The organism is Nonomuraea sp. NPDC049709 (assembly GCF_040674815.1).
In the GTDB taxonomy this organism is placed as follows: Bacteria; Actinomycetota; Actinomycetes; order Streptosporangiales; family Streptosporangiaceae; genus Nonomuraea.
Genome location: NZ_JBFANM010000043.1, coordinates 90,906 through 108,879, shown reverse-complemented (window position 1 = coordinate 108,879; position 17,974 = coordinate 90,906). Strand labels below are relative to the sequence as shown.

Genomic DNA, 17,974 nt, shown 5'->3' with positions numbered 1-17,974 from the left:
GCCGTTCAAGTCCCTGTCAAATTGACCGGACCCGCTCGACCTGCAGGAATTAAGCCGCGCCCCCTTTCGGAGACAACCCCTCTAACTTACCAGCCGATCCGAGTGGACGCGCACGCCTCACCGAAGCGGTGGTGTCAGGAGGTGCCCCCGAGTGAGGCCGACGATCAACGTCTTCCTCGTGGGACTGGTGAACTCTATGTACGCCTCCCGGAACCGTCAAATCGATGGTTCGCCCTGCCCGCACGGGTAGGTACGGGGACGTGCGAGATCAATCCGTGCCCCGGGCGCTCATCATCCTGGTGGGCATCGCCGCCGGGGTGGTCGTGCTCTTCGGGATCCGCGAGGTCGCCTCCATCGCCGGCCCCGTCGTGCTGGCCCTCGTGCTCGTCATCGCCGTCTCCCCCGTACGCGGCCGGCTCCACGACTTGCGGGCCCCGATCTGGCTGCAGGTCGCCGTGCCGTTCCTCATCGTCCTGCTCGTGCTGCTCGGCATGGTCGGCATCCTGACCATCTCGGTCACGCAGCTCGCCCTGCTGCTGCCCACGTACACCGCGCAGTTCGAGCAACTCCTCACCGACGCCCAGCACTGGGCCACCACGCACGGTCTCAGCAACGAGGTGCTCAACAAGGGGCTGGAGGCGTTCGACCCGGGACGGGTGCTCGGATTGGCACAGAGCCTGCTGGGCAGTTTGATCGGCGTTCTTTCCGCGCTCTTTCTCGTTGTCGTGTTGTTGCTGGCGATGTCGCTCGACGCGCCGCGGACCGCGAAAATCCTCACCTCCGGCGAGGGCAGCCGGCCGCAACTGGTGACGGCGCTGGCCACGTTCGGGTACAAAACTCGGCGTTACCTGATTGTCTCGACCGTCTTCGGGCTGATCAACGCGATCCTCGACGTGATCGCCCTGGAACTGCTGGACGTGCCGCTGCCGCTGCTCTGGGGTGTGCTCGCGCTCATCGCCAATTACATCCCGAACATCGGATTCGTCATCAGCCTGCTGCCACCGGCCATGCTCGCCCTGCTGGACGGCGGAGTGCAGACAATGTTGCTCGTCATCGCCGCTTATATCGTCATCAATGTCGTCACCCAGTCGTTCATTCTGCCGAAATTCCTGGGAGACGCCGTGGGGCTCTCCACGACGATGACGTTCATCTCGCTGATCGTCTGGACTTTCGTGCTGGGGCCGCTCGGTGCGATCCTCGCCATTCCGTTGAGCCTGCTGACGCGGGCGCTGCTGATCGACAGCGATCCGAGCGCCAAGTGGGTGCAGGCGCTCGTGTCAGGCAGACTGCCCGACAGGTGAGACGAGGCGGCTCATCGACACCCCGCTCAGGCGTTTGACGTCGTTCGCGAGGTGGGCCTGGTCGGTGTAGCCGGCCGTGACCGCCACCTCCGCCAGCGGTACGCCCGCGCGGGCCAGCCGGAGCGCGTGCTGGAAGCGGACGATGCGCTGGAGGGTCTTGGGCGCGTAGCCGAACGACATCACGCTGCGGCGCTGCAGCTGGCGCTCGCTGAAGCCGAGGTCCCAGGCCACTTCGGCCACCGTGCGGCCCTTGCTCAGAGCCGCGGCGATGGCGGGGGCGGCGGGATCGACGGGACTCGCGAAGCCGGCCACCGAGCCGGTCGCGAGGCTGGTCGCCGAGCCGGTCGCGGGGCTGGTGATCAGGCGGCGTCTGACCGCGGCGAGCAGGGCACGGAGGCGTGCCTCGGCCTCCGCGACGCGCGGCGCGACAGCGACGCCGGCGCTCGGCTCGGCAGCGAGGCGAGCGTCGGCGGTCCACCGCTCCGCAGCGAGACGCCGCTCCACAGCGGGCGACGGCTCCGCAGTGAGGCGCCGCTCCGCAGAGAGCGACCGTTCGACGGCAAGGCGCCGCTCCACCGCTAGCGACCGCTCAGCGGCGAGACGTCGTTCCGCAGCGAGCGACCGCTCAACGGCGCCCCGCTGCCCGGCAGCGGGGCGCAGGTCGGTAGCAGGACTCCGGTCGGTAGCGGGACTCCGGTCGCTGGCGAGGCGAAGGTCCGCGGCGAGGCGGCGGTCGGCGGCGGCGCTCGGGTCGACCGCTGGACGCCGCTCATGAGCGGCCTCCAGCTCGGCGGCGAGTCGCAGCCCGACAGCGGCCCACGACTCACCGGCGAGGCGAGCGCCGGCCGCGACGCCCGGCTCCTCCATCCAGGCCGCGGGCAACGCCTCGCCCGCGAGCGCGGGTGACAGTAGCGGGTGATCCGTGAGCTCGGACACGAGGGCATCCCCGCCAGGCAGGTCCGCCAGGGAAACGCGCCGGTCGCGGAGCTCCTGGAGCGGCACGCCGAGGAAGTCGCCCACCGCGCCGGGCTTGAAGCGCACCCCCGCCATCGTCTCGCCCGCCCCGATGGCCGCGGGCATGGGCCCGGTGTCGGGACCGGCCACGAACAGGCCGGACGCCCCCCAGACGAGGTCCACGCAGGCATCGGGCACCACGAGCTGGGTGAAGGCCACCTCACTGCTCCGGTGCCACCCGCAGGCGACGCGGTCGGCGAGGCCGGGCCCTGGGGGCCGTTCCTCGTACATGCCTCCAACGTACGCGACCCTGCCGACAGAACGGCGTCAGCCGGGCAGCCGCCCGTACGCGCGCAGGGTCTTGAGGCGGTGAACGGTGAGGTAGCCGCCCCATTCGTGCTCGACCAGCGGCGTCCACATCGACCAATTGGCGCTCCAACCCCCCTCGGGGGACTGCGTGGCGAGCAGCGCGTCAAGGTGCGTGTCCAGGACGTCCTGCGTGAACAGGGGCAGCCGGGACGGCTCCGACGCGAAGTCGAGCGGGAAGTGGACGTGGCCGGTCGCCTCCAGGTCGAGGGCGACCGTGGCGAGCAGGGCGTCGCGCAACCGGGCGAACTCCGCCTCCGCGCGCTCCCGGTCCGGCACCAGCTCCAGGAACGTCACCGCCGCCTGGGCGTCGTACGCGCCGGGCTCCGTCAGGGTGGCCAGCCGCGACCAGCAGAAGTCCGTGGCGGTGGCGAGCCAGGGATGCGTGACCCCGTGCTTGTGCAGCAGCCCGGCGATGGCGGCGGTCGGTACGAGGTGACCAGGCGGGTCGTCGTCCGTCTGCCACCACGGCGCGCGCGGCGTGGTCATGACGGACGGCAGGACCCATGGCACACCGCCGTCCGGGGTGGTGATGGAGGCGAGGTAGTCGCAGGCGGCCGGCACCATGGGCGAGTCGAACGCGTCCAGCTCGTCCAGGATCCAGAACGCCACCTCGACCGGCTCCGGCTGGCTGCCCGCGCCGCGCAGGTCGGGCTCCAGCGCGTTGCCGAACCCGCCGTCGGGGTTCTGGTAGCAGCGCAGCGCGCCGAGGACGCGCTCGCGGGAGCCGTCCCGGAACAGCGCCTCGAACCGCAGCCGGTCGATCAGCCTCCCGTGGACTTGCAGGTACTGCTCCGCCCGATCGAGTGCGTCCATCTCGGTGAGCTCCTTCCGTAAGCGGAAACCGGGTCATGAACGCGAAGCTACCCCTGGCACCGTGCCGTCCTCTTGCAATAATCGGACGTGTTCAGGGAGCGGCCAGCGCCTCCGTGGGGGACATCCTGGCCGCGCGGACCGCCGGGTAGAAGCCGGCGATGCCGCCGATGACGAGCGTGGCGAGGACGCCGCCCAGCATGGCCCAGACCGGTACGATCGCGGGCCAGCCCTGGAAGCCCGCGTACGCGCCCGTGACGCCGATGCCGAGCAGCACGCCCCCGACCCCGCCGATGGCCGACAGCAGCAGCGACTCGGCCAGGAACTGCAGCCGGATCTGCCCGCGCGTGGCGCCCAGGGAGCGTCGCAGGCCGATCTCGGCGCGGCGCTCCAGCACCGAGATGACCATCGTGTTGGCCACGCCCACGCCGCCGACCAGCAGCGCGACACCGCCGAGGCCGAGCAGGAGGGCGTTCAGGGTGGCGTCGGTGGCCTGCTTGGCGGCCAGCACGTCGGAGGGCCTGGAGACCTCGACCTCGTTGGGCTTCTCCGGGTTGGCGGTGGCGGCGAGCACGTCGCGCACCTCGACGACGAACGCCTCCTGCGCCCTGGCGTAGATCGTGGTCGCGTACCCGTCGAAGCCGAGCCGCTCCTCCGCGACCGGCCAGCCGACGAGGGCGGCCGTGTCGACCTCGGGGGCCAGCGGCGCGGGGGCGAGCACGCCGACGACGGTGAACCACTGCCCGCCGAGCCAGACCCGCTGGTCGGGGCCGGCCTGGACGACGCCGAGCCGGTCGGCCGCCTTGGCGCCGAGCACGGTGGCGGGGTAGCGGTGGGTGGCCTCGTTCAGCCAGGCGCCGCTGACGACGCCGGCGCCGACGTCGTCGAGCAGGTCGAGGCGGGCGGCGGTGACGGAGATGCTGCCGGTCTCGGCCTCGGGGACGTGGTCGTTGCGGTAGACCTTGGCCGGCGTGGTGCCGGTCGCGGTGACCGCGGTGACGGGGGCGATCTGGTCGATCATGCCCTCCGACTCGGCGGGCAGGTGGGACGCCTCGCCGAACAGGCTCTGGCCGGGCGACACGGTGAGCAGGTTCGTGCCGAGCGCTTCGAGCTGCCGGTTGAGGTCCTCCTGGCTGGAGGCGGAGATGCCGACGACGCCGAGCATGGCGGCGATGCCGATGGCGATCCCGAGCGCCGACAGGAACACGCGCAGCGGCCGGGCGCGCAGGCCGGATCCGCCGACCCTGATCACGTCGCGGGGCCGCAGGCGAGTGGATGTGAGGGCGGTCATCTGCGTACTCCGTCCAGGGCTCCCATGCGCGCCTCCGGCACGACCCGGCCGTCGAGCATCTCCACCTGCCGGGGCAGCGAGGCGGCGATGTCGCGGTCGTGGGTGATGACGACCACGGTGGTGCCGCCCGCGTTGAGCTCGCGCAGCAGCTCCATCACGCCGGCTCCGGAGCGGGAGTCGAGGTTGCCGGTCGGCTCGTCGGCCAGCAGCAGGCGCGGGTCGCCGACGACGGCGCGGGCGATGGCGACGCGCTGCCGCTCGCCGCCGGACAGCTCGTGCGGGCGGTGGCCGAGCCGGTGCCCGAGCCCCACCCGTTCCAGGGCGTCGTACGCGCGCAGCCGCCGCTCGCGCAGCGCCGGTCCCGCGTACAGCAGCCCGTCGGCCACGTTGTCCAGCACGGGAACGCCGGCGGCCAGGTGGAACTGCTGGAAGACGAAGCCGATGACGTTCGCGCGCAGGGCGGACAGCTGCCTGTCGGTGAGGGTGAGCACGTCGTGCCCGGCGATGCGGACGGTGCCGCCGGACGGGCGGTCGAGGGTGCCGATCATGTTGAGCATGGTCGACTTGCCCGAGCCGGACGGGCCCACGATGCCGACGAGCTCGCCGTGCTCGATGCCCAGCGAGACTCCGCGCAGCGCGGCGACGTCGCCGTACTCCTTGCTGACGTCGTGCAGTTCGACGATCACTTGGGCACCGCCACGGTCATGCCTTCCTGCAGCCCTTCGACCTCGACCTTGCCGTCGGCGAACATGCCGGTCTCGACCGCGGCGTAGCGGGTGGCCGAGCCGTCCACGACCTGCACGCCGTAACCGCCCTCGGAGAGTGCGACCAGCGCTCCGACCGGGACGGCCAGGACGTTCTCGCGCTGCTCGGAGACGATGGTGACGTCCACGGGGGCGGCGTCGTACGACTTCTTCAGCCCGCTCACCGACACCCTGACCTCGACGGTGGTCACGGTGTCGTTGCCGCTGGTGGTCTCGGTGGCGACCTTGCCCACGCTCGTGACCTTGCCCTTGACGGTGGTGCCGTCGGGCAGCTCCACGGTGGCCTGCATGCCCTTCCTGACCAGGTGCTCGTCGGCCACGTCGAGGGCGACGAGCACCTCGCGGGTGGTGCCGGTGGCGGTGAGGACCTGCCCACTGGCCGGGTCGCCGAGCGCCTTCTTCAGCTCGGCGACGCGGATGCGGCCGTCGGCCACGACGACGTCGCCGGGCTGTACCTCGCCGGTGACGTCGAGGCCGAGGTCCTCCTGCCAGTCCTCGACCGCCTCCCTGGTGGCCCAGGTGAACTCGTCGTCCACGTCGAAGCCGGTGTAGCCGAGCTTGTCCAGGTTGCGTTCGAGCAGCTCGACGTCCTTGCCCTCGACACCGTCCCGCAGGGTCCGGTAGAGGGGCATGGTGCCGTACAGGAGGGGGCGGCGGTCGGCGTCCGCGCTGTAGACGGCGTGACCCCTGGTGATGGTGGAGCCTTCGGCGGGCAGCCAGGTGATCGTGCCCTGGGACTTGCCGGTGACCGCGACGGCCTCGCCGTAGCCGAGGGTGCCGTCCACGGTCTTGGTCTCGGTGAGCGTCGTGCGGGTCACCTTGGCGGTGGCGGGGGGCGTCCGGCCGGCGACGGCCGTACCGGTGCCGTCGCCGCCGAAGCCGATGGCGGCGGCCGCGACGGCGGCGGCGAGCAGCGCGGCGCCGCCCGCCCAGGCCAGGACCCGGACCGGGCTGCGCCGTCGTGGGGGCAGGGCGCGGGGGGCGAGCCGGGTCTCCTCGACCTTCGTCACTTGGTCGCTCCCATCTTGGGGAACTTGTCGCGGCAGACCTCGAACGCCTTCTGGAATTTGGGTCCGTCGCGCTTGATGTCGCCCGCGGCGCCGTCACCGCCGAAGGTGCCGTCGGGGTTGGGGTCGGGCATGTTCACGCCGTTCTCCCGCATGCACTTGGCGAACAGGCGGAGCTGCTCGATGTCCTCGGGCTTGAGCTCCCCGCGGTCCTTGAACGGCGCGAGCTCGCGGCAGGCCTTGACGGCGTCCTGGACCTTGCCCTTGTCGGCCTGCTGGACGAGCGCGTTCAGGCCGCCGCCGCCGTTCGGGTCGGGGTCCTCCACGGGCACGCCGTGCTCGCGCATGCACCTGGCCCACCGCCTGCCCTGCTCCTGCGGGTCGGTGGTGCCGGTGGGCGTGGCGCCGGCGGTGGGCTGGGCCGATCCGGAGGCGATGGAGGCGACTCCGGTGCCGGCCGGTTCGCCGCCGCATCCGGCCGTCAGCGCGGCGGCCAGGACCATGGTGGTGATGAGTGTCCGTGTCATGCCCCGAATGTGCCGAGCACGGTTCAATGCGGGCTGGGAGCCGCCTCATAGTCAGGTAGAAGTACGCGGAAGGTGGCGCCCCGTCCTGGCCCGGTGTCCAGCTCGACCCGGCCGCCGTGGGCGCGGACGATGGCGGAGACGATGGCCAGGCCGAGCCCGGCGCCGCCGTCGGACCTGGATCTGCCCTGGCTGACGCGGTAGAGGCGGTCGAACAGGCGCGGCACGTGCTCGGGCGGCACGCCGGGGCCGGTGTCGGCCACCTCCAGGACGGCCGAGCTGCCCGACCTGCCCACCCTGACGGTGACGTCGGCGTCGGGCGGCGTGTGGCAGAGCGCGTTGCCGACGAGGTTCGCGGCCACCTGGCGCAGGCGGGCCTCGTCGCCCACGACGGAGACGGGCACGAGCCTGCCGCCGTACCCGGCCAGCCTGACCTGCCGGCCGGGCACGCGTACGCGGGCGTCGCGGATCGTGTCGGCGGCCACCTCCAGCAGGTCCACGGAGCCGCGGTCGAGCGGGCGCTCCTCGTCGAGCTGGGCGAGGGTGAGCAGGTCGTTGACGAGCACGCCCATCCTGGCCGCCTCGTCCTCGATCCTGCGCATGGCCTCGTCGGTGTCGCCGCCGCCCCTGCGGTGCAGCTCGGCGAAGCCGCGTACGGAGGTGAGCGGGGTGCGCAGCTCGTGGGAGGCGTCGGCGAGGAAGCGCCGCATGCGGGCCTCGGACTCGGTCCTGGCGGCGATCTCGGACTGGAGGCGGTCGAGCATGACGTTCATGGCCGTGGCCAGGCGGCCCGGCTCGGTGTGCGGGTCGTGGGCGTGGACGCGGCGGGCGAAGTCGCCGCGGGCGATGTGCCCGGCCGTGCTCTCCATCCTGGTCAGGGGCCGCAGGCCGAGGCGTACGACGGCGTCGGCGGCCAGGCCGAGCAGGAGCAGCACGAACGCGCTGACCGCGACGGCGATGGCGATGGCCGAGGTCTCGGTCTGCTCCACCTCGGCCAACGACTGCGCGAACACCCACGTGCCACCGTTGGGCAGCGCCGCGGCCCGGACCCGCCACGCGGGGCCGCTGGTGCCGGGCACGGTGTAGTTGACGCCGATCGCGATCTCGTCCTCGTCGATGACGGGGCCGGGCTGGGAGCCGTCCTTGGAGCTGCGGAACTGCAGGGTGCCGTCGGCGCTGAAGATCATGATCTGCTGCACCGCGGAGACGCGCTTGGCCAGGACCTCGCTGAGGTCGTTCGCCATGGTCGGCATCTTCGTGAGCGCCTGGAAGGTCTTCACGTTGGCGGTCTTGATGATCTGGTCGAGCTGCTTGTCCACGCGGCCCATCATGTTGTCGCGCAGCAGCGCGATGCCGACGAGGTTGGACAGCACGAGCCCGAGCGTGGCCAGGCCGAGCACGGCCATCACGAGGCGGGTGCGCAGGGTCCAGTTGGCGGGCCTCACCGCGGGATCCTCAGGGTGTAGCCGACGCCGCGCACGGTGTGGATGAGCTGCGGTTCGTACTTGTCGATCTTCTTCCGCAGGTAGTAGACGTACGACTCGACGATGCTGGAGTCGCCGTCGAAGTCGTAGCGCCAGACGCTGTCGAGGATCTGCGCCTTGCTCACCACCCGGCCGGCGTTGGCCAGCAGGTATTCGAGGAGGTTGAACTCGGTGGGCGACAGGTCCACCGGCACCCCGGCCCGGCGTACCTCGTGGGCCTGCGGATCCAGCTCCAGGTCGGCGTAGCGCAGAACGTCGTCCTGGCGCTCGGTGCGGCTGCGGCGCAGGATGGCGCGGATGCGCAGGACGACCTCCTCCAGGCTGAACGGCTTGGCCACGTAGTCGTCGGCGCCCAGCGTGAGGCCCTGCACGCGGTCCTCGACACGGTCGCGGGCGGTCAGGAACAGCACGGGGATGCGCTCGCCGAGCCGCCGGGCGACCTCGAACCCGTCGAAGTCCTCCAGCATCACGTCGAGCACCACGATGTCGGGCTTGAACTCCCTGGCGGCCGTCACCGCCTCCGCGCCCGTCTCCGCGGTCCTGACCTCGAAGGAAACCAGTCGCAGCGTCTGGGAGAGCAGGGCGCGGATGTTCGGCTCGTCGTCCACGACGAGCACCCTGGCCGGTCGGTCCATACCCAAAGGTCTACCCGAGCCAGCTCAATGCCAGCTCAAAGCGTTATTTCAGGTAGAACACCGGCCCGCGGGCGCGGAACGGCAGCCAGGCGCCCTGCGGGATGAGGAAGGCGTGCTCCCTGCGGATCCGCAGCACGTCGCACATGCCGTCGGTGATCAGCAGGATGGGGCCGTCGGGCGGGAAGTCGTCGGCGCGTTCGAGCAGGTGGACGCCCGGCTGGAGGATCGTGCCGCCGCGGCCGCGCACCCTGACCTTGCCGGCGATCTCCTCGACCGGGAGGTAGCCGGCGTCGTAGGCCATCGCGTCGCAGAACACCACGCGGGCGCGGGGCACGTCGCGGGCGGCGGCGTAGGAGGCGATGGCGCCGAGGGCCTTGCCGAGCAGCCGCACGTCCATCGAGCCGGAGGTGTCCAGCACCACCCCGAACGTGGGCCTGCGCACGACTTCCTCCGGCCGCATCCAGCCGGGCCGCGGGATGCCGGGGCTGGAGGCCTGCCTGCGGGAGGCGCGGGCGTAGGAGCGCCGCTTCTCCTCGGGCTGGAAGTGCTCGTCGAACCAGCGCGCGAGCTGGGCGTCCCAGGGCAGCGGGGGCTGGTCGAGCGCGCGGATCTCCTGTTCGAGCCCGGCGGGCAGCAGCCCGCGCCCGCTCGACTGGTGGTAGGCCAGGCCGGTGCAGAGGGCGTTGCGGTAGTAGTCGTCGAGGTCGACGTGGCCGCCGGCGCGGCGCGGCGGGCGGTCCAGCACGTCGCCGAGGCCGCGCCCGCGCAGGGTCGCCAGCTTCCTGACGCGCCGCAGGTCGGAGGCGATGCGGTCATAGACCGCCTCGGCGGACAGGCCGGCGAGCGACTGGTCGAACAGCAGCCCTTCGGGCATCTCGCCGACGCCCATCTCGACCAGCCAGCCGTTGATCACGTAGTCGCAGGCGACGTTCCACAGGTACGGGTCGCGCAGGCCCACCCGCTCGCCGTGCCGCAGCGCGGCGTGCAGCATCTCGTGGGCCAGCACGAAGCGCCATTCGTGCTCGGAGTGCTGGGCGAGCGGGTTGACGTAGATCTCGCCGGCCTCGGCGCTGACCGCGGCGATCGAGATGTCCCAGCCCCGGGCCAGCTCCGCGTCCGAAACGATCTTCATGCCCGCGGCCAGCGCCCCGAGCAGCGGGTACGACGACGCGAACCAGCGCAGCGCCACGTCCCACGGCCCCTTGACGTGCCCCTCGACGGGGGTGCGCGGCTCGCCCGCCCGGTCGAGCGCGGCGGTGGCCGCCTCGGCGATGCCGATCGCGAACGAGCGCTGGAAGTCCAGGAGCTCGGCCAGCTTCGCGGAGCCGATGCGGAAGTCGGGCTCACCGACCGGCTTGAACCGTTCGGGCACGCTGAGCCGGCGCCACTGCTCGGACAGCGTCACCTCGTCGTTCTCCGGCAGCTCGGCGGGCAGCGGGGCGGGGCAGCGGCCGATCTTGAGCGTGCGCAGGAACCGCTCCACCGCCACGCAGCAGGCGGCGTGGTAGGCGGGGTGCGGGCGGTCGCCGTCGATGTCCTTGGGCGCGCAGGCCCGCGGGTCGGCGTGGCCGAAGCCCAGGTGGAGCAGGAGGTGGGCGAAGACCCACGACCACTCCTCGGCGGGGGCGCGGCGCTTGGTGTGGAAGCGGACGTAGCCGTCCTCGGTGACGATCGCCCACGTGTCGTTCGGCAGCTCGCCGTCGTCGGCCTCCTGGAGGGAGCTGGAGAACACCTTGAACAGCGGCAGCCGGATGACCGCGGTCCAGCCGTTCATGGCCTCGGCCCGCCAGGGATCGACCTTGGCCTTCTTGTGGCTCATGACCGGGCCGCCATCAGCCGCGGCACGTCCCTGCCCACCTCCACCAGGAACCAGGTGGGCAGGACGGGCGCGCCGTCGGCGCCGTTGGCGATGACGAGCTGGGCGCATTCGAGGGAGATCTCGGCCAGCTCGACCAGCAGCGTCTTGGCCCGAAAGCCCAGGTCCCGCCCCCGGCCGGAGGCGCCGCGCTTGTCGGCGGGCAGCTCCTTGACCAGGCGGGCGCGGAACGCCTCGGCCAGGAAGTAGAGCAGGTCGCGCTCCTGGGGCCGCCGCGGCCAGGGGGCCTCGCCCTTCAGCACGGCCTCCAGGTCGTACGCGTGCCGCACGGTCTTGACGTAGGCGCGGAAGGCGGAGGCGTGCGCGGTGGAGAGCGTGCCGAACGCGAGCATCGCGAGGGTCTCGTCGGCCACGTCGTCGCCGTAGGAGGTGAGCACGTCCGACAGCATGTGCCAGGCCCTGGGCGAGGAGAACGGTTCCTCGGTCTTCGGCGGCGGGCTCCACAGGTGGTCGGGCCGCTGCACCAGGTAGTCGATGATCCACGGGTGGATGCCGTTGCCGGCCGCCCACTTCAGCCAGTCGTCGGAGGAGGCGCGCAGGTGGACGTGGACCAGCCGGTTGATCAGCGCGGAGGCCATCGGCCGGGCCAGCGCGTTGTCGGTGGCCCGGTTGCCCGCGCCGATCACCACGGAGCCGGCGGGCAGCTCGTACGTGCCGATCCGGCGGTCGAGGATCAGCGAGTAGAACGCCTTCTGCACCTCGGGGGCGGAGGCGTTGAGCTCGTCGAGGAACAGGCAGTAGGGCTCGGACCTGGCGATCGACTCGGGCGGCGCGAACCGGCTGCGCCCGTTGACCAGCTCGGGCACGCCGATCAGGTCCTCGGGGGCGAGCTGGGTGCCGAGCAGCGTCACGCATTCGAGCCCCAGCGAGGCGGCGAACTCGCGGACGAGCGAGCTCTTGCCGATGCCGGGCGCGCCCCACAGGAACACCGGCCGGACCACGGCGACGTGCAGCAGCAGCTCGGGGAGCTGTGCGGGGGTGACCGTGACCGTTGCCTGCATCCGTTCAAGAGTGCTTGATCGGGTGTCGGATCCGCATCAGGTTTAATGCTTTGCCCGCCCGGACGAGCGCGACCTACAGTGTCACGCATGTCATGCATGTTCACGTGCCAGGTTTTCATCCGCATTCGCCGCAGCCGGGCTCTGGCCCGTCAGCGGACGCGATGACCTGAGGCTGAGCGTCCGCAGGCGCGCCCAGGGCCCTTCGAGACCGATCAATCTCGAGGACCCGGAAGGGCAGTGCTGTGGCGCAGAATTTCGCGCACGGAAACTATTCACACACCCAGAAGAAGGCCAGGAACAGCGGCGGCGGCCGGACGCCCGTGGATCGGGCGCGGCGTGAGCTGTCGCAGAATTTCCTGGTCGACCGGCATGCCGTCGCACTGGTGGTCAAGGCCGCCGCTCCCGAGGGGCTCGTGCTGGAGCCCGGCGCGGGAGAGGGCGCGCTCACCCTGGCGCTGGCCGAGGCCGGCGCGACGGTCATCGGCTACGAGATCGACCCCAGGCTGGCCGGGCGGCTGGCCTCGCGCACGCGCGACGATCCCCGCATCGACGTCGTCAGGGGCGACTTCACGGCCGCGCGGGCGCCGCGCGAGCCGTTCGCGGTCGTGGGGAACATCCCCTACTCGGTCACGTCGAAGATCGTGGACTGGTGCCTGCGGGCGCCGGCCCTGACCTCGGCGACGCTGCTCACGCAGCGGGAGTACGCCCGCAAGCGCTCCGGCGACTACGGCCGGTGGAGCCTGGTCACGGTGGAGTCGTGGCCGTGGTTCGGCTGGCGGCTGGGCGACACGATCGGCCGCGAGAGCTTCCGGCCCGTGCCGTCCGTCGACTCGGCGATCCTGCGCCTGGAGCGCCGGCCGGCGCCGCTCGTACCCGACCGCCGCTCCTACCAGGAGCTGGTCGAGCTGGGCTTCGGCGGGGTGGGCGGGTCGGTGCGGGCCTCGCTGAAGGCCCGTTACGACGGCGTGGACGCCGCGCTGGCGGCTGCGGGCGTGGCCCGCGACACCGTCGTGGGCCACGTGCACCCCGACCAGTGGGTCACGTTGTGGGGGCGCCTATGCCGGTGACTTGACCCTGGTCGGCGCCGACAGGCCGCCGGTGCGGGCCAGGAGCGGGGCCGTCGCGATGCGGCGGCCCCACGGCATGGCCAGCGCGAGGATCGGCAGCAGCACGATCGACGCCCGCGACCAGTACGAATGTTGCAACCACCACGTGTTGACGTCGAACTGCGTCATGTAGAGGTAGCCGTAGGCCGCCCAGAAGGAGGCGGCCAGGATGGCCGGCCAGGCGAACCGGGTGGGCCGGGCGACCAGGAACGGCATGAACCACAGCAGGTATTGGGCGCCGAGCCGGGGCGTCATGACCATGAAGACCAGCAGGATCGCCGTGGTCATGTCGATCGGGTCGGCGCGCCGCCAGTAGAGGATGACGGCGATGACGCTGACGTAGATGAGGTTGGTGCCGAACGAGGCCAGGTCGGGACGCAGGGCCCAGTCGCCGCCGGTGAACCACGGAGTCCAGCCGTATTCGCCGACGATGGGCCGGATGTCCTGGATGGTGTGGATGACCGCGGGAATCTGGTCGAGCGAGGTGCCCGCGAAGATCGGCAGCGTCACCAGGAAGAAGATCGGCACCAGCCCGGTGGTGAACAGCGCGGCCACCCGGGAGCGCAGGTTGGGCAGGAGCAGCAGCATGCCGGGGATCAGCCAGATCGGCCAGCTCTTCGCGCACAGCGCCAGGCCCATGAGCAGCCCGGTCAGCGCGCCGCGCTTGAGGTGGGACAGGTCGCCGGGGCCGGGCAGCAGGGCCCGGTGCAGCATGCCGCCACGGCCGATCACGCGCGGGATGGAGGCGCGCACGCCGTAGGCCGCGACGCCCCTGCGGAATTTGCCCACCACGTCGGTGACCAGGCCGGGCCGGTCGGGGTCGCCGGGGCCGCGCGCCACCACGAACGCGGCCACGCCGAACACGAGCGCGACGGGCTCCACCTGACCATGGACGCAGGCGATGAGCACGGCGAGCGGGTTGAGCGCGTACTGCAGGGCGCGCAGCGACGCCTTGGGGCCGCCGGCCAGCTTGGCCACCAGCGGGATGAGCACGATGTCGGCGACCACGGTCACCAGGCGCCCCGCGTATTCCCACGGGATGCCGAGCCACAGCAGGATGCCGTAGACGTAGGGGATGGTCGGCAGGAAGTGCCAGCCACCCTCGCTGGCCAGTACGGGATCCTCACCCCGGAGGATGGCCTCGCCCGCGGGCTTGAAGCTCTCGACGAAGTCGACGGGCTGCCACGTGTCGATCGCCGACGTGTACATGATCAGCACACGTACGGCGACACCCACGAGGATGGCGACGATCAGAGGAGGTCGCCAATCGCGCCATTGAGCGACGAGAGCGAGCACGACACCGGCGACGAGGACGATCCCCGTGAGAACTGCGTAATCCATGGCGGCCTCTAGCCTGCCGCAACATCGAGGCGGCTGCCACCTGGGCTTCCAATTCTTATCCCCGACATGCCGACACGTATCCCGATACGACATCACCGTCTGTGTTGAACTTTTTCCATGGGGGGATCGCAGGTCAACCAGGCACTGGTCAGGCTCTACTTCGAGGTGAGAGATGGGTTGCGCGACCCGGTCGCGGCCTGGGCGAAACTCACAGGGAACTCACAGCAATATCGCCTCGCCCGGGGCGAGCGCCGGGTGCCGCTGGACGACGGGACGGCGGCGGAGCTGGCGGCGGCGGCCATCGTGCACACCGCCACCCAGCACGGGGCCGAGCGGGTGGCGGCGCTGGCCACCTCGCCGCTGGCGCGGGTGGTCGGCGGGCTCGGGGGCGCAGTGCTGACCGAGCATCCGTGCGCGCCCGAGCAGGTGCTGGGGCCCTGCTTCGCCGGTCCGGGGGCCGACGACTGGGCGCGGGCGGCGTACGTGCTGCTGTGGGGGGAGAACAACCGGCTCGTCCGCACGGCGGACACGCCCTGGGTGATCGCCGGGCGGTACAAGGGGCAGAAGGTGGTCGCGATCGGCACGCATCCGACGCGGCTGTCGGACGAGACGCTGGTGGTCCGGCCGGGCACGGACGGCGCGCTGGCCATGGCCATGGGGCACGTGCTGCTCAAGGAGTTCTTCCTGGACCGCACGCCGTTCGACGGGCATGCCATGGAGCGCACGGACCTGCCCTTCCTGGTGCGGCTGCGGCCGCGGGAGGCGGCGTACGTGCCCGGCGGGCTGGTGGACGGGGCGTGCGGGCGGCTCAGCGTGTACGGCGGGGAGTCAGTGGAGGTGCTCCTGCCGCGCTTCGACGACGGCACCGGGGTGCTGCGGCGCGGCGTGCCCGTGCTGCGCGACGGCGACGAGCTGCTGACGACCGTGTTCGACCTGCTGCTGGCCGTCTACGGGGTGGCGCGGCCCGGGCTGCCGGGGGTCTGGCCGTCGGGGTACGAGGACCGGGGCGAGCCGTACACGCCCGCCTGGCAGGAGGCGTACACGGGGGTGGCCGCGTCGCGGGCGCTGAAGACGGCGCGGGAGCTGGGGGTGACCGCCGAGAAGACCGGCGGGCGGTGCGTGATCGTGCCGGGGCGGCTGGAGACCCCGCACGCCGACACCGCCTACCGGGCGATGCTGGCCCTGCTGGTGCTGACCGGGTGCGGCGGCGGGTGGGCGCAGGCGGGCGGGGCGGGGATCCCGCTGGTGCCGTACCTGTGCCTGCACGCCTGCGGCGAGGACCGTTCGGACGTGGGCGCGCTGAGCTGGGCGCTGGCGGACGGACTGTTCGCGCGCAGGTCGGCGCGCTCGGTGCTGCTGGAGGCGGTGCGCGACGGCTGGCCGATGGCGCCGCCGCCGCGCGTGCTGGCCCTGCCGCGCCCGATCTACCCGCTACCGCCCGACGTGGACCTGCTCATCGGGCCCGACGAGCACTGCGACCTGTCGCCGCCCGACCCCGACCTGGTGGCGGACGCCGTGACCCGGCTGGCCGGGGGCACCGGCCCGGCCGAGCCGGACGGCGCCCGCCAGGCCGGGCGGATGCGGCTGCTGGTGGACCACGCCTGGATGCACGAGTACGGCGAGGCGCTGCCCACCTACCGGCCGCCGGGACTGGGCCTGCCGGTCAAGCCCACCCAGCTCGTCCGGTTCAGCTGAGCCCGTTCAGGTAGGCCCGGTGGCTCCGGGAGAACTCGTGCCCGTTGTACCTGTCCCAGTTGATCGACCAGGTCATCAGGCCGCGCAGGTTCGGGTAGACCCCGCGCGGCCGGTACGTCCCGCAGTTGGTCCCCTTGGCCAGGCAGTCGAACGCCTTCTGCACCTCCGCGACGGTCGTGAACCCGTTGCCCGCGTTGGGCGAGGCGGGCAGCCCGATGGCCACCTGGTCCTGGCGCAGCGGCGGGAACACGTTCCCCGCGTTGCCCATGATCGGGAAGCCGGCCAGCAGCATGTCCGTCATGGCCACGTGGAAGTCGTGCCCGCCCATCGTGTGGTACTGGTCGTCGAGGCCCTTGATCGGCCCCGAGTTGTAGTCCTGCACGTGGAGCAGGGTCAGGTCGTCGCGCATGGCGTGGATGACGGGCAGGTAGGAGGCGCTCCTGCTGTCGGCCGCGCCGTTCGGCCCCGGGCCGTAGAACTGGTAGCCGAGCTGGACGAAGAACGTCTCGGGGGCCATGGTCAGCGTGAACCCGGCCCCGTAGCGGCTCTTGAGCGACTTGAGTGCCGAGATGAGGTTGACGATGACCGGGGTGGTGGGGGCCGCCAGGTTCGTGTCGCCGGGGTTGAGGTAGAGGGAGTGGCCCTCGAAGTCGATGTCGAGGCCGTCCAGGCCGTACCGGTCGATGATCGCGGCGACCGACTCGACGAACTTGTCGCGCGCCGCCGCGGTCGTGAGCTGGACCTGGCCGTTCTGGCCGCCGATCGAGATCAGCACCTTCTTGCCCTGTGCCTGCTTGGCGCGGATGGCGGCGACGAAGTCCGCCTCGGGTTCGACGTTGGGGCACTCGGCGGCCGGGCACTGGCGGAACCGGATGTCGCCCGAGGTGACGGAGGTGGGCTCGCCGAAGGCGAGGTTGATGACGTCCCACTCGTTGGGCACCTCGCTCATCCGGATATATCCGGACCCGTTGGCGAACGACGCGTGCAGGTAACCCACCAGCACCCGCTTCGGCAGCCCGCCTCCCCCGCCGCCGCCGCTCGTCGTGGTGCCGCTCGCCTCGGGGCCGTAGGCCGAGCAGTTGCCCGCGGCGTCGCAGGCGCGGACCCGGAAGCGGTACGTGGTGGCCGCCGTCAGGCCGGTGGCCTGGTGGCTCGTGCCCGTGACGGCCACCGGGGCGCCGCCGTCGCGCGAGACCTCGTAGCGGGCGACGCCGACGTTGTCGGTCGCGGCCGACCAGGTCAGGGCCAGCGAGGAGGAGGTGGCGCCGCCGACGGACAGGTTGCCGGGCACGGTCGGGGCCTGGGTGTCGGGTGTGCCGCCGGGACCGTCGAGCACCACGTCGTCGGCCAGGTAGGCGCCCTGGCCGTACCAGCCGTTGAGGTGGATCGTCACGGAGGTGGTGGCGGCGCCGGTGGTGAACGACGTCCTGAGCTGGGCCCATGACGCGCCCGGGGAGCCCCAGGTCTGCGGGTCGGTGCCGCCGGTGCCGGTCGCGCCGAGGAAGACGTAACCGCCCTGCACCCAGGCGGAGAGCTGGTAGGTCGTGCTCGGCCTGACCGTGACGACCTGCTGGCAGCGGGCGAGGTCGCTGCCCTGCGGGGTCGCCTGGAGCGCCCGCGTGCCCCCGTGCACCGGGGACGACACGGCCTGCGCCCCGGAGGGGCACGTCCAGCCGCTCAGGCCCGATTCGAAGCCGGGGTTGGCCAGGAGGTTCGCGGCCGAGGCCGGGGTGGCGTGGAGGGCGATCAGCGCGGCGGCGAGCAGGACCGCTCGGATTCTCATGGGGGGCGTTCCTCACTGCGGCCCGCCCTCCCG

At 71.9% G+C, this 17,974-nt stretch carries 15 protein-coding genes; 3 read left to right on the top strand and 12 right to left on the bottom strand.

From position 1 onward, the window contains the following. Window positions 1–260 precede the first annotated feature (260 nt). A complete protein-coding gene (locus AB0J69_RS36595; protein ID WP_364127118.1) occupies window positions 261–1,301 on the top strand; it encodes an AI-2E family transporter in 1,041 nt (346 codons plus the stop codon). Here the strand turns inward: AB0J69_RS36595 and AB0J69_RS36590 are convergent. From AB0J69_RS36590 to AB0J69_RS36545, 10 genes are all read right to left on the bottom strand, one after another. After that, window positions 1,278–2,546, bottom strand: a complete 1,269-nt coding sequence (locus AB0J69_RS36590; protein ID WP_364127116.1) for a DUF6597 domain-containing transcriptional factor — start codon at window positions 2,544–2,546, stop codon at window positions 1,278–1,280. The two genes, AB0J69_RS36595 and AB0J69_RS36590, sit on opposite strands and share 24 nt — an antisense overlap. Window positions 2,547–2,582: 36 nt before the next feature. Further along, on the bottom strand, window positions 2,583–3,437 hold the full coding sequence (locus tag AB0J69_RS36585) for a prenyltransferase/squalene oxidase repeat-containing protein (protein ID WP_364127114.1): 855 nt from the start codon (window positions 3,435–3,437) through the stop codon (window positions 2,583–2,585). A 91-nt stretch (window positions 3,438–3,528) separates the two neighbouring features. Further along, window positions 3,529–4,725 carry an ABC transporter permease gene (locus AB0J69_RS36580; protein ID WP_364127112.1) on the bottom strand — a complete coding sequence of 399 codons (1,197 nt, stop codon included), beginning with the start codon at window positions 4,723–4,725 and terminating at the stop codon, window positions 3,529–3,531. Continuing rightward, window positions 4,722–5,408: an ABC transporter ATP-binding protein gene (locus AB0J69_RS36575; protein WP_364127142.1), complete on the bottom strand. Its 687-nt coding sequence runs from the start codon at window positions 5,406–5,408 to the stop codon at window positions 4,722–4,724. The genes AB0J69_RS36580 and AB0J69_RS36575 overlap by 4 nt, the downstream gene beginning before the upstream one ends. After that, window positions 5,408–6,499: a peptidoglycan-binding protein gene (locus AB0J69_RS36570; RefSeq protein WP_364127110.1), complete on the bottom strand. Its 1,092-nt coding sequence runs from the start codon at window positions 6,497–6,499 to the stop codon at window positions 5,408–5,410. Before AB0J69_RS36570 ends, AB0J69_RS36575 begins: the two co-directional genes overlap by 1 nt. Beyond that, window positions 6,496–7,023 (bottom strand): hypothetical protein, encoded by a 528-nt coding sequence (locus AB0J69_RS36565; protein WP_364127107.1) that lies wholly within the window; start codon window positions 7,021–7,023, stop codon window positions 6,496–6,498. The genes AB0J69_RS36570 and AB0J69_RS36565 overlap by 4 nt, the downstream gene beginning before the upstream one ends. A 23-nt stretch (window positions 7,024–7,046) precedes the next feature. After that, entirely contained in the window at window positions 7,047–8,465 is a 1,419-nt protein-coding gene (locus AB0J69_RS36560; protein WP_364127104.1) for a HAMP domain-containing sensor histidine kinase, read from the bottom strand. Next, window positions 8,462–9,139, bottom strand: coding sequence for a response regulator transcription factor (locus AB0J69_RS36555; protein ID WP_364127102.1), 678 nt, complete (start codon window positions 9,137–9,139; stop codon window positions 8,462–8,464). The genes AB0J69_RS36560 and AB0J69_RS36555 overlap by 4 nt, the downstream gene beginning before the upstream one ends. 43 nt (window positions 9,140–9,182) lie before the next feature. Beyond that, window positions 9,183–10,958, bottom strand: a complete 1,776-nt coding sequence (locus AB0J69_RS36550) for a hypothetical protein (RefSeq protein WP_364127099.1) — start codon at window positions 10,956–10,958, stop codon at window positions 9,183–9,185. Further along, the gene (locus AB0J69_RS36545) at window positions 10,955–12,016 is read right to left on the bottom strand and encodes a MoxR family ATPase (protein ID WP_364127097.1); all 1,062 of its coding nucleotides are present in this window, start codon (window positions 12,014–12,016) and stop codon (window positions 10,955–10,957) included. The genes AB0J69_RS36550 and AB0J69_RS36545 overlap by 4 nt, the downstream gene beginning before the upstream one ends. 242 nt (window positions 12,017–12,258) lie before the next feature. On the opposite strand from AB0J69_RS36545, the gene erm reads away from it, so the two are divergent. Then, entirely contained in the window at window positions 12,259–13,083 is an 825-nt protein-coding gene (gene erm / locus AB0J69_RS36540; protein WP_364127094.1) for an ErmE/ErmH/ErmO/ErmR family 23S rRNA (adenine(2058)-N(6))-methyltransferase, read from the top strand. On the opposite strand, the gene AB0J69_RS36535 is transcribed toward erm, so the two are convergent. After that, on the bottom strand, window positions 13,072–14,463 hold the full coding sequence (locus tag AB0J69_RS36535) for a hypothetical protein (RefSeq protein WP_364127091.1): 1,392 nt from the start codon (window positions 14,461–14,463) through the stop codon (window positions 13,072–13,074). The two genes, erm and AB0J69_RS36535, sit on opposite strands and share 12 nt — an antisense overlap. Window positions 14,464–14,580: 117 nt before the next feature. Here AB0J69_RS36535 and AB0J69_RS36530 point away from each other — a divergent pair, with 117 nt between their 5' ends. Beyond that, window positions 14,581–16,158 carry a molybdopterin-dependent oxidoreductase gene (locus tag AB0J69_RS36530; protein WP_364127088.1) on the top strand — a complete coding sequence of 526 codons (1,578 nt, stop codon included), beginning with the start codon at window positions 14,581–14,583 and terminating at the stop codon, window positions 16,156–16,158. Here AB0J69_RS36530 and AB0J69_RS36525 read toward each other — a convergent pair. Beyond that, window positions 16,151–17,941, bottom strand: a complete 1,791-nt coding sequence (locus tag AB0J69_RS36525) for a glycoside hydrolase family 18 protein (RefSeq protein WP_364127085.1) — start codon at window positions 17,939–17,941, stop codon at window positions 16,151–16,153. The genes AB0J69_RS36530 and AB0J69_RS36525 overlap by 8 nt on opposite strands. Between the last annotated feature and the right edge of the window lie 33 nt (window positions 17,942–17,974).